This is a genomic window from Psychroserpens sp. (genome assembly GCF_036960315.1).
Classification (GTDB): Bacteria; Bacteroidota; Bacteroidia; order Flavobacteriales; family Flavobacteriaceae; genus Psychroserpens.
Genome location: NZ_JBALVR010000006.1, coordinates 231013 through 243880, shown reverse-complemented (window position 1 = coordinate 243880; position 12868 = coordinate 231013). Strand labels below are relative to the sequence as shown.

General features: G+C 35.3%; 8 protein-coding genes. All 8 read right to left on the bottom strand.

Annotated features, from left to right (window positions below):
• Positions 1-61 precede the first annotated feature (61 nt).
• Positions 62-1405: a cytochrome-c peroxidase gene (locus tag V7719_RS12120; RefSeq protein ID WP_335730173.1), complete on the bottom strand. Its 1344-nt coding sequence runs from the start codon at positions 1403-1405 to the stop codon at positions 62-64.
• 322 nt (positions 1406-1727) lie between these two features.
• Positions 1728-2306 carry a hypothetical protein gene (locus V7719_RS12115; protein ID WP_335730172.1) on the bottom strand — a complete coding sequence of 193 codons (579 nt, stop codon included), beginning with the start codon at positions 2304-2306 and terminating at the stop codon, positions 1728-1730.
• A gap of 73 nt (positions 2307-2379) precedes the next feature.
• Positions 2380-3051, bottom strand: a complete 672-nt coding sequence (locus V7719_RS12110; RefSeq protein ID WP_335730171.1) for a hypothetical protein — start codon at positions 3049-3051, stop codon at positions 2380-2382.
• Between the two features lie 79 nt (positions 3052-3130).
• A complete protein-coding gene (locus tag V7719_RS12105; RefSeq protein WP_335730170.1) occupies positions 3131-4213 on the bottom strand; it encodes a class I SAM-dependent methyltransferase in 1083 nt (360 codons plus the stop codon).
• Positions 4214-4377: 164 nt separating this feature from the next.
• Positions 4378-8475 (bottom strand): hybrid sensor histidine kinase/response regulator transcription factor, encoded by a 4098-nt coding sequence (locus tag V7719_RS12100; protein WP_335730169.1) that lies wholly within the window; start codon positions 8473-8475, stop codon positions 4378-4380.
• Positions 8476-8548: 73 nt separating this feature from the next.
• A complete protein-coding gene (locus V7719_RS12095) occupies positions 8549-9880 on the bottom strand; it encodes a cytochrome P450 (protein ID WP_335730168.1) in 1332 nt (443 codons plus the stop codon).
• 90 nt (positions 9881-9970) lie between these two features.
• Positions 9971-10993: a Holliday junction branch migration DNA helicase RuvB gene (ruvB, locus tag V7719_RS12090; RefSeq protein ID WP_335730167.1), complete on the bottom strand. Its 1023-nt coding sequence runs from the start codon at positions 10991-10993 to the stop codon at positions 9971-9973.
• A gap of 69 nt (positions 10994-11062) precedes the next feature.
• A complete protein-coding gene (locus tag V7719_RS12085) occupies positions 11063-12853 on the bottom strand; it encodes a cytochrome c oxidase subunit I (RefSeq protein ID WP_335730166.1) in 1791 nt (596 codons plus the stop codon).
• Positions 12854-12868 lie beyond the last annotated feature (15 nt).

Here is a 12868-nt window from a genome sequence, read left to right as displayed (position 1 = left end):
CTCAAATTTAAAACATCTAAAGTATATTTTAGTGTTTTATCAGCATCAAAAATAGAATCAATTACTCACAACCCATATCCTGAGATGATACAGTATCTGCATTTGGAAAACAATTCCCCGAAGGTAACTCTTCAGGAACATAGCGTTGCAGGTTGCTATCATAAAGCGCATTTTCTAGAAAAGCGGTAATCGCATCAATTTCCTCATCAGTTAAATTAAGAGGCGTAAACAAAGTCGACAATTGAGCGGATGGTACATCTTGATTTTCTACGACAGCATTGTTTTTGTAGCGAATCACATCTTCAATGGTTTGAAAACTTCCACCATGACCAAAGAATGTGACATCTTTTAAATTATATAACTGAGGCGTTTTAAATTTATAATCATCATCAGGGTTACCTGTAAAGCCTCCACGACCACGTTTTGTAGCATCGTCAATTGTAGTAAGGATATTTTCTCCAGCCAGATCTTTCATTCCGAGGGCATGAAAATCCATAGCGTTTAAAGCTGGCCCTGAATGACATGAAAAACATTTAGCATCATCAAAAAAGAGCAGAGCTCCTTCCGTTTCTTGTTCGTTCATTGCTGACAAATTTCCGTTTAACCACTGCTGAAAAGGTGCTTGATTTGGTAATAATGTACGTTCATAAGCCGCAATAGCTAATGCTGCATTTAATTTTGAATAGCGCTCGGAAGCATCCACATTTGGAAAGGCTTCATCAAACATATCTTTGTATTCAGAATTTAAAATAAAGTCTTCATCAATCACCATTCTATGTACATCTAAACCTGCAATGGCTTGAGTTTCGACACCTTCAAAACCTAAATTATTTGTTTCTTTTGGTGTTCCAACTGTCCAATTGGCTTCTGTGCCTTCGTTTGTACCAGTAGCACCGAATTGCCCATTCCAGAGCATGACATCTTGGTAGGCGACATTAAGTACGCTTGGTGTTCTAATAGGTTGCACATCTAAATCAGTTTCTAAATACAATGCATTTTTAAATCGGCCTTCTCCATTGATACCAAAACCCATTCCGCCTTCTCCAATCCCTTGTAAAATGCCACTTTGGAAACCCGCTTTAGCATGATGACAACTTGCACAAGAATAGGTTTGCATTCCTTCATCCATATTGGCATTCATTCCTAAACCTGTTTCATGAAACAGTAATTTACCTAAGGTTACTTTGGCTTCTGTAAGTGGATTATTAGCGTCATTGGGAATCAGATTAAAATCTGTGGCCAATGGTTGAATTAATACGTCCTTAGATCCATAAAGTTCAACGATTCTATTTTCGAGGATATCTTGCGATGGAATTACTACATAGTTATCATCATCTGATGTACATGACATAAATAAAGCCGTAGCACCAACAACAATATATGTTGAGAATTGTAAGTTTTTCATTTTGATTGGTTTAATAAGATTTAGAAAAGTAAACCAAAATATAAAATTGAATAAATAAACTAGATAAAAACCCGGTTTTTTAGTTCAGATAATAGTCTGAAAGATGAAGTGTTAATTTTTAAGGATTAAAGAAAGCCTCAAGATCTAATCTCGTTTTTCAAATCTAAGCATCGCATTTTTTGGCTTCAACGTAATTAAAGGTGTGATATCTATTTCCTTAAAGTGTAATCTAGCAGTAACTCGATCAAAAAACACCCTCTTTACTACCTTCTTGAATAGGAACGTAGCATCTCTAAATGAAATGCTACGTTTTTATTTATTATTAATTTGCAGGATGCATAGCAACTTGTATATTAGCACAATACCCTACTACATCAGAGTCTGGATGTAACATTGGCCCTGAAGGAAAACCAGAAGTACAACCACCATCAATAGTTTCTATCTGCTCAGGCATCATTCCTTGCTGAACTGGTCCATGAGTACGTAATGCCATATGAACTTCAGCTGTTAGAGGGTTATTAAAAATATCGCCAACGCTTAAATGTGTAGAAAAATTACCTTTCCCACTTGGATTTGCAATTAGACCATCAGCATAAGTAACAAGTATTGGTGGACCTCCCATATCCCCAAAGATTACAAACCACAAAGTATAGACATTTCCGGGTATTAAATTTTCAGTTTTAAAATTTACCATAATTTTATTTTTCTTTCGATGCAGGGTTGATGAAGCTCCTTCAATTTCATTTCCGTCGAGATCCACAATTGGAATTGTTGATTTTTTTGCTGAAGATTTACTTTCAACCGATTGTTCTGATATTTCACTTTCTATTATTGGTTCTTTACTACAAGAGAATAAAGCCATAATAATTAATAGCGAAATAAGTTTTAATGAATTTTTCATAATATGTTTGAGTTAGATTAATATGTATTACCCCAATAATCACTTTCAGATAACACCAATTAATTGTGGTCTGTTAATTTACAGGTGCGTGAATTGCAGCTAATATATCACCACATTCACCTACCTCGTCGGGAATATTTCCAGTAAAAACACCTAATTGGACAGCGCAACCTCCGTTGTATGAGTTAATTTGTTCATCGACTACACCTGGAACGGCAGGTCCATGACTACGTAATACAGCATGAACTTCGGCTCCGAATGCATTGCCAGATTGTAAACCACCTGCAGGCGGAAGACCAAAAAGAGAATTTATTGATCCTGAATCATCCCCAACGCTTAGATGGGCTGAAAAGTTCCCTTTACCACTGTTTCCAATCACATGACCAGTAGCATAAAGCACTTCAACAGCTACTTGATCTGCAATTCCAAAATCGGTATCAAGACACGCATTTGGAACTCCACAATTTCCCGGATTATTCCATATTACCCACCATAACGTATAGGCATACCCTGGAGTTAAATTTTCAACTTTGAAATTTATGGTAACTCCATTTTTACTTCTATGTAATGTTGACGTTCCAGACTCTTCTCCATTATGCGGATACACTATTGATGTTGAAGAATGATTCCTTGCTTTTAATAAAGATTCGCTATCCGTAGCAGAATCTGTAAGTGGTTCATTGCTGCATGAGACCATCACAAACGCAAGGCAAAGACTTAATTGAATTAAAATTTTGGTTTTCATAATATTTGATTTTAAAGATTAAACATTTTATGTTATAAAGCATTAGTGCTTTAATTGCAATTCTTAGAGTTTACTTCATTTATGGTCGCGCTTCTAAAATTAAATTGAACGGTGTTTCTGTAGCACGTCTAAAATGATTGAAACCAGCATCTAGCGCCACGTTTCTTAGACGTTGTTCGCCTGCTTGGGCACCTAATGCCAAACCGACTTCCTGGCTCATAGAACTTGGCGTACATAGCAGCGTTGAAAAGGAGTAAAACACTCTGCCGACAGGGTTTATATTCTCTTTTAAAGTATCGTTAGCAAAGGGCTCTACAATCATACAAGTGCCGTCGGGTTTCAGTGCTTTTTTTACATGAGCGCAAGCACCAATAGGGTCTCCCATATCGTGCAAACAATCAAAAAACGTAATAAGGTCATAATCACTATCAGGAAAGTCTTTCGCTGTTGCTACTTTAAAGGAAATATTATCTAGACCAGATGCTTTTGCATTTAAAGTGGCATGATCTATAGAGCCTTGATGAAAATCGAAACCAATAAACTCGGAATTAGGAAATGCTTTAGCCATAATCATTGTGGAGGCGGCATGACCACATCCAACATCGGCGACTTTAGCCCCTTTTTGTAATTTTTCTACCACGCCATCTAGAGCAGGCAACCAAGTTTGAACCAAGTTCGTCGCGTATGACGGTCTAAAGAATTTTTCTGTACCGCAGAATAAACAACTGTGATGGTCGCCCCAGGACACACCATCTCCAGATTTAAACGCTTTTTCCATAATTGGCACATCATGATACATTGATGATATCGCGTAATAAGCTCCTGTCATTAATACAGGACTATCCGAATTACTGAATACAAAAGCTTGTTCTGGTGATAAGGAAAATGTTTCTTTGGTATCATCATATTCTATATAACCCGAAGCTGCATGTGCAGATAACCATTCTCTTAAATACCTTTCATTTACTCCAGCCGCTTCTGCAAGCTCCACTGAGGTAGCGCTGCCTTTAGCTTCCATGGCTTTATAAATTCCTAGTTTATCACCTATAATAATAAGAGGTCCAATAGCGGCTGCTCCCATTTCGGTAACCATTTTTCCTAATAAGGTATTCAGTTTGTTTTCGTTGATTTCCATCATTTCCATGATTTCCATGATTTCCATGATTTTAAATATCAAGATTAATTAACGAAGGCAAGCTAACAATAGTCAGAAGAGCTGACTTTCACTATGTTACAATTATATAGACCTATTTATGCAGGTTCATAAAAGACTAGCATTATATTGTCTAAAAAAAATGAAAATGAAATTAAAGTACTGACCTATAGCTATTTGTGTATTGCGCTAGGTGTGTGACCAAATTCTTCTTTAAACGCTCTACTAAACCATGATGGATCATTAAAACCGACTTGATAAGCAATTTCTGAAATAGATTTATCGGTAGTTTGAATAAGGTCTTTTGCTTTTTCTAAACGTACAGAACGAATAAAAACAGCTGTAGATTTCCCTGTTATAGCTTTAAGTTTTCTATAAATTTGAGATTCACTTAGTTGCATTTTTTGCGCAACGTGCCTAGAACCAAGGTTAGGATTATCAATATTATTTTGGATAACAAGTATCACTTTTTGAAGAAATTTTGTTTCAGGTGTAGCATCCTTAGATTCTAATATTTGAGAGAATTTATTTTTAGCTAAAGCTTGGCTTATTCGTTTACGTAACAAAATAAGTTGGTCTAAACGCGTGAGTAATTCCGCTTTTAAAAAGGGCTTAGTTAAATAAGCATCTGCGCCATGTTGCAACCCTTTTAATCTATCCTTTCCAGATGTTTTCGCGGTTAGCATAATTACTGGAATGTGATCGGTACGTTCGTCCGTTTTCAATATTTCACAAACTTCAAAACCATTTCGTCCTGGCATCATGATATCAGAGAGAATAACATCTGGGATTTTTTCGAACGCCATTTCTAATCCTAAATCGCCATTATTAGCAAATAGACAATGGTATTTATTTTGTAGGCATAATTTCAAATAATAAGCAACATCTTTATTGTCTTCAATGATTAAGGCCTTTGGCAAATTGACATCGTTATCAAAAAGCTGCAACGACCATTCTTCCTCTTCATTTACGTCCTCCACAAAATTAACGGAGTCTGCCGTAAGTATTTTTGTAGTTGTTGATGCATTTCGAGTTATAGGAATTGTTACGGTAAACTCTGTACCCTTTCTTTCAATACTTTTTACGACAATAGCACCTTTCATAAGCATTACCAGCTCTTTAGTCAACGCTAAGCCAATTCCCGTACCTTTACCTACTTTCGAAAATGAATTTTCTACTTGGTAAAATCTGTCAAAAATATGAGGCAATGCTTTTTCAGGAATACCTACTCCATAATCTTTGACTTTAATAATAATACATTCATCTTCATTAATAGTCCCGTTTTTTACGTGAAAAATAATTCTCTCGCCATCAGGAGAATATTTAATGGCATTTGAGAGTAAGTTAGATATTATGATTTGCAACTTTCCATCATCGAAATCCATATTGAAACTCTCGGTCTCAAAATACATGGTAATATCTATATTGGATGTTTTAGCCAAAGATTGAAAACTCTCACAGATGTATCTCAAAAAAGGCACAATATCTGCATGAATTAAATTTAATTCCATAGTACCACTTTCTGCTTTGCTAAGTCCTAATAGTTGATTAACAAGCTGGAGTAAATCCTTACCATTACGTTCAATTATACCCATCCCTTCATTTGCGGTCTTATAGTCTTGCACTTTAAGGTCATCTTTAATAGTATCCGCTAAACCTAATATTACGGTGAGTGGTGTTCTAAATTCATGTGTGATATTAGTATACAAATTACTTTTTAATGTATTGAGGTCTTTTAGCTTATTACGCTCTGCAACAGCTAATTTTTTAGACAGTTGAAAACTATAAAACAAATAAGACAGACTCCCTAAAATAAGGGCATACAAAGCATAAGCCCACCAAGTAGCCCATGGTGGGGGCAAAATCTTTAATGTCATTTCTAAAGGTGGTTGATTCCATTGTTTGCCGCGTGAAAATCCATTAACTTGAAGTGTATAATCTCCTGATGGAAGGTTTAAAAATTGAATTTCTGTAGTGGCAAGCATATTCCATTCGTCATTTGGTAATAGCTTATAGCCATATGCTATGTTTTTTTGAAGACGGTAATCTATAGCGGAAAATTGCAGATAAAATGGGAACTGTTTTTGCTTAAACTCTAACTCTTTTGTCTGGAAAAGCAAATTTGAAAGCACATTATTAGAATTAGAAGGCTTAACTATTTTGTCTTTTATTTTTAATTGAGAAAAATAAAGCGGTTTTGGATTGTCTACACTAATAAGGTCCTCGGGATGAAAATAGGTAAGACCTCCAATACCTCCCATATATATCACCCCATCTACATCTTTAAACTTAGCATGAATATCAAACTCTTTACTTTGTATACCATCTGCCAGATTGTATTGTGAAAATTTTTCGCTTTCTGGATTAAATTTAATAAGACCGTCATTTGTACCTAGCCAAAGGTTACCATAATTATCATCTTGAATACTATAAACTACTGCATTTGGAAATTGGTCCTGCACAGTCCATGATTCAAATTCATTATTTCCTAAAAAAAGGTTCAAGCCATGCCTAGTAGCAACCCAAACACGTTCTTTCTTATCAATTACAACATCATAAACGGAATTATGAGACATTGCTTTTTTTGAGTCCGCGTTTCTGAAGAAATTCTCAAACTTCGGGTTTTCATAATTCCCATTAGTAAAACTGAGTTTAGACAAGCCTCCTTGTGTACCTATTAAAATATTATTTTCTTTATCTACCCTTATGCAAGCTGCAAAATCATTTTTAAGAGAATTCTGATTACTTCTTTCGTTTCGGTATCGAATTATTTTAGTCGTCTTATTGCTATCCATTTCGAGTCTAAAAACACCATGACCATACGTAGCACCCCAAAGGTTGTTTTCTTTATCTAAGGCCAAATCCTTCAAGAAATCTCCATTTATAGTGTTTATATTCTCTGGGTCATGATGAAAAGTCACAAATTTTGGATTGTTAGGATTAAAATCATTTAGATCTAACAAATTAAGACCTCTTGTAGTCGCCAACCACATCCTTTGATTTTTTTCATCTTTGATAATTGCTCTAACGACAGAACCAGAGATACTGGTTGGATTATTTTCATCTCCTGTCAAATAATAGACCTTGTCATTTCTTATTAAGTTAAGTCCTCCATCTGAAGTCCCAACCCATAAATCTTCTCCATCCTTAAAAATGGAAAATATAACATTATCATTAAGCAAGTGCTTTCCCCGTTTGTCTTTAGATATATTATTAAAATAGGATTGGCTAAAATCTACTAAGTTTAAATAATTGGCTGTGCCAACAAGTAATTCATTATTAGAAAGTTTTTGTAATGCTTGAACCGTATTATTACTCAATCCATTATTATCGTTTCCTAGATATTGAATCTTATTTAATACTTTTTTTTGATTCCAATCAAAAAGGTAAAGACCATTTCCTGTGGCAATCCAAACCGTTTCAGAATCTTGTTGCAAAAACGCAAGGACATGCTTAGTTTTGAAAAGACCTGACTCTTCAAGCTCAATTAAATCTGTTTTCTTGGTCTTAAAATCATATATAAAGAAGCCATAATCACTTCCAATAAGCAGATGTCGTCCAGTGTTATATAACGACTGTACATTTCCTTTTACTCGTATTTCAGTGCTGTTTTGAAATGTTTCTTTATTTTTTAAATCAAATTTATATATGCTTCCCTCAAAACCTCCTACCCATAAACTCCCGTGTTGATCATATAACAGCGCGCTTAATGGTTGATTATGTAAATAACTCGTTTGTTCATAAGTATCATCATTATACTCCAATCTGTGTAACCCAGAAATTCGTGATGCTACCCAAATACCTCCATTACTATCTTGTGCTAACCCAGAAATAATCTCATTGTGATCACTTGTGTTTTCTAATTTAATTCGGCGAAAAACAGCTTTGTTTATATCGTATTTATTTAACCCATTACCTATTGTTCCAACCCAAATATCCCCATTGTTATCTTCAAGTAATTTATTGGTAAGGTTCCCTGAAATTGTTGTAGAATCCGATTCGCTGTGTTTAAAATATTTAAACTCATTGCCATCAAATCTATTCAATCCATCTTGTGTAGCAATCCATACAAACCCAAATTTATCAAGTAAAAGATCATTTGTTGAAACTTGGGATAAACCATCTTCTAAGGTAAATTGCTTAATTCTAAATGCATCCTTATTAGATTGAGCTAGAGCTGAAGAAGAAAATAAGGTAATTAAGCAAAAGTATAGTGCAACAAAAATTTGCCACGGGTTTCTAAAATTAAAAATTCCACAATGAATAATCACTTTACAATTGGTTGGTTTGCTTAAAGTTAGTGATTTTTTAACGGATGGTTTTTAATAAGCTTACTTATAGAGCTTAACGTTTTCTGAACCTTAAAAACGCATTTTTAGGTTTCAACGTAATTAAGGGAGTGATATCTATCTCATCAAATTCTGGATATATTTTGAATTTTGAAATCAGTTCGGTCACAGCTATAATCATTTCAAACATCGCAAAGTTATTTCCAATACATTTTCTTGGCCCAGCACCAAAAGGGAAATATTGTGATGAGAATTTACGACTACCATCAGCAAATCGCTCTGGCATAAATGCATTAGGTTGTTCCCATAATTCTGGGTGGCGATGCATTTCATACACTGAAAACAACAAATTAGAACCTGCTTCAAAATGCATATCGTTGAAACTATCGTCTTCAACATTCACACGATCTATAAAATATGCTGGTGGATATAATCGCATCGATTCTTCAAGTACTTGTTGACAAACTTTAGACGTTGAAATTCGAGTCATTACATCGGCATCATCGCCTCCTAAGTTTAGCCATTCTTCATAAATCTTGTCTTGCCATTCAGGATGTTTCGCCAATAACTGAAATGAAAAGGTTAATGCGTTAGAAGTGGTTTCATGTCCAGCCGTAAAAATGATTAAGATTTCATCGATCAATTGCTCTTCAGTCATTCCTTTACCATCATCATATCTGGTCTCTAAAAGCATATCTAGCAGATCGCCATAACGTTTCCCTGAGGCTTTTCTTTCTTCAACAATCCCTTTTAGAATCGTTCGTGCTTCTTTTGAAAGATTTAAATATTTATCTAACGTTCCACTTATTTTAAACCACCACCCTAAATAAGGTTGACGTAATTCTCTAACTAACATTCTTTGATTCGCTTCCGTTATAAACTGAAGCCTTTCCATATCTTTTGCTTTTGCTGCTTTAGTGAATAATGACTTTACAACCGTTTGAAATGCCAAATCATTAACAATAGGAAAAAGGTCAATCGATTTATTAGTTGCTATAGTTGCAAATTCTGAAACAATGGTGTCTTGCATTCCGCTTAACAAATTTTCCAGTTGCCTTTTATGAAAAGCAGGCTGCATCATTTTGCGTTGCTTCTTCCATTTCTCGCCTTCAGAAGTTAATAAACCTTCACCAACATATTTGGCTAGATCTACTGTTTGAATTTTGGATTTAACGTAGTTTTTTTGATTTTTCTGAAGTACATATTGTGCTAATGCCGTATCTCTTGAAAAAAATATTTCAGTATTAAACCCAACTTTTAATCGGAATGTATCCCCTTTATCATTAAAGTTTTGACGATGAAAAGGCAATGGGTTTTTAAGAATCTCTAGCGAATGCTTTATGAATTTATTTAAAGGAACTGTAGGTATGTCTTTGTTTGTATCCATTGCTATTTGTCTCCTATATTCGTGAAATGAGATTCTGAAATAATACTTCGACTCCACTCAGTATGACAGTTCAGAGTGACGTGGGCTTTTTTAAAATAATCCGCCTTGACTTGGACCCTTAATTTTTCCTAAATGCTTATAAGCTAGTTCCGTAACTTCTCGGCCACGAGGTGTACGCATGATGAAGCCTTGTTGAATTAAAAAGGGTTCGTAAACTTCTTCTATGGTTTCGGCACTTTCACTAACAGCTGTTGCAATAGTTGTAATACCCACTGGACCACCTTTAAATTTCTCGATGATAGTCTCTAAGATCTTATTATCCATTTCATCCAAACCATGAGCATCAACATTAAGCGCTTCCAGTGCAAACTTTGCTATCTTTATATCAATACTTCCGTTTCCTTTTATTTGGGCGAAATCACGAACGCGACGTAATAAAGCATTGGCAATTCTAGGTGTTCCACGACTACGTCCTGCAATCTCAACAGCAGCTTCCATAGAAGTTGGTACATTTAAAATAGATGCACTTCGTTGAACAATTGTGGTTAGTAATTCGGTGTTATAATATTGAAGTCGGCTTTGAATCCCAAAACGTGCACGCATTGGAGATGTCAAAAGTCCTGAACGTGTCGTAGCTCCAACTAAGGTAAACGGATTTAAATTGAGTTGAACAGTTCTTGCATTAGGTCCAGACTCAATCATAATATCGATTTTATAGTCTTCCATAGCTGAGTACAAATACTCTTCAACAATGGGACTCAAACGATGAATTTCATCTATAAACAAGACATCACGTTCATCTAAATTAGTAAGTAGACCAGCTAAGTCTCCCGGTTTATCCAATACAGGTCCAGAAGTGACTTTTATACCAACATTAAGTTCACTTGCTAAAATATGAGCTAAAGTCGTTTTTCCTAGTCCTGGAGGACCATGAAATAAGGTGTGATCTAAAGCTTCGTCTCGACCATTAGCTGCTTGAACAAAGATTTGAAGATTTTCTAACACTTGATCCTGACCTGTGAAATCATCAAAGGATAAGGGTCTTAGTTTTTTTTCGACTTCTTGTTCTTCTGGAGAAAAGTTATCGTCTGTTGGATCTAGGTTGTTGTTCATCTAACACAAATATAAACAAAAAGCCTTTCGATAGTTACGAAAGGCTTTTCAATATTTTATATCCAAATTTTAATGTTGTAATTCTTCCTCACCATCCTTTAAAGGGACATTCTGAGGCACGAAATCATCATCATGTCCTGGCTTACTATAGTCATAAGCCCAACGGTGAACGTGAGGTATTTCTCCTTCCCAGTTTCCGTGGATATGCTTAATAGGAGCAGTCCACTCTAGGGTATTTGATCTCCATGGATTTTGCACCGTCTTTTTTCCGAAGAAAATAGAGTAGAAGAAATTCCATAAGAATACCAATTGGAAAATACCACCTACAATTGCGAATATTGTAATAACAACATTAGCATTAGCTGTATCGTCAAATAACGGGAAATTAGAGTTTGTATAATAACGTCTTGGTAAACCTGCCATACCTATAAAGTGCATTGGGAAGAAAACTCCGTAAGCACATATTGCAGTTACCCAGAAGTGTAAATAACCAAGGTTTTTATTTAGCATACGACCAAACATTTTAGGGAACCAATGATAGATTCCGGCAAACATTCCATAAAGAGCAGAGATTCCCATTACTAGGTGGAAATGCGCTACAACGAAATACGTATCATGAACGTTAATATCTAAAGCACTATCACCTAAAATAATACCTGTTAAACCACCTGTAATAAATGTAGATACTAATCCGATAGAGAATAGCATTGCTGGGTTCATCTGGAGGTTACCCTTCCAGAGGGTGGTAATATAGTTGAAAGCTTTTACTGCGGAAGGAATTGCAATCAATAAGGTTGTAAATGTAAATACAGATCCTAAGAATGGATTCATTCCTGAAATAAACATATGGTGACCCCAAACGATTGTCGATAAGAATGCAATAGCTAAAATTGACATGACCATCGCTCGATAACCGAAAATTGGTTTACGAGAGTTTGTGGCTATAATTTCGGAAGTAATACCTAATGCTGGTAATAATACAATATATACTTCAGGGTGACCTAAGAACCAAAATAAGTGTTCAAATAATACTGGAGAACCTCCTTGATAATGTAATACTTCACCTTGAATAAATATATCTGATAAGAAGAATGATGTTCCAAAACTTCTATCCATTATTAATAATAATGCAGCGGATAATAATACTGGGAATGATACCACACCAATAATAGCTGTTACAAAGAACGCCCAAATGGTTAATGGTAATCTAGTCATAGACATTCCTTTTGTACGTAAATTGATTACGGTTACAATATAGTTAAGAGACCCTAATAAAGACGACGCAATAAATATGGCCATAGATACTAACCATAAGGTCATACCCATACCAGAACCACCTTGAGCCATTGGTAAGGCACTTAAAGGCGGATAAATTGTCCAACCTGCTGCTGCTGGTCCAGCTTCAACAAATAAGGAAATAACCATAACAACACTTGACAAGAAAAACATCCAGTAAGACACCATATTTAAGAAACCAGAAGCCATATCTCGTGCTCCAATTTGCAATGGAATTAATAGGTTACTAAAAGTACCACTCAATCCTGCCGTCAATACAAAGAATACCATAATGGTACCATGAATCGTTACTAAAGCCAAATAAATATCGGCATCCATAACACCTCCAGGAGCCCATTTCCCTAGTAATGCTTCAAAAAGCACATTAGGTTCCTCTGGCCATGCAATTTGCATACGAAACATTATTGACATCAAAACTCCAATAACTCCCATTATAGTACCAGTAATTAGGTACTGCTTGGCAATCATTTTATGATCTTGACTAAATATATATTTAGTAACAAAAGTCTCTTTATGATGATGTCCGTGATCGTCGTGTGCGTGAGTATCTGCGTGTGCTGACATAATCTATTTTCTTTT

What these genes read in the sequence shown, in the direction of transcription:
- V7719_RS12120 (WP_335730173.1), bottom strand. Translation starts at nt 1,405, where the DNA reads ATGAAAAACTTACAATTCTCAACATATATTGTTGTTGGTGCTACGGCT.
- V7719_RS12115 (WP_335730172.1), bottom strand. Translation starts at nt 2,306, where the DNA reads ATGAAAAATTCATTAAAACTTATTTCGCTATTAATTATTATGGCTTTA.
- V7719_RS12110 (WP_335730171.1), bottom strand. Translation starts at nt 3,051, where the DNA reads ATGAAAACCAAAATTTTAATTCAATTAAGTCTTTGCCTTGCGTTTGTG.
- V7719_RS12105 (WP_335730170.1), bottom strand. Translation starts at nt 4,213, where the DNA reads ATGGAAATCATGGAAATCATGGAAATGATGGAAATCAACGAAAACAAA.
- V7719_RS12095 (WP_335730168.1), bottom strand. Translation starts at nt 9,880, where the DNA reads ATGGATACAAACAAAGACATACCTACAGTTCCTTTAAATAAATTCATA.
- ruvB (WP_335730167.1), bottom strand. Translation starts at nt 10,993, where the DNA reads ATGAACAACAACCTAGATCCAACAGACGATAACTTTTCTCCAGAAGAA.
- V7719_RS12085 (WP_335730166.1), bottom strand. Translation starts at nt 12,853, where the DNA reads ATGTCAGCACACGCAGATACTCACGCACACGACGATCACGGACATCAT.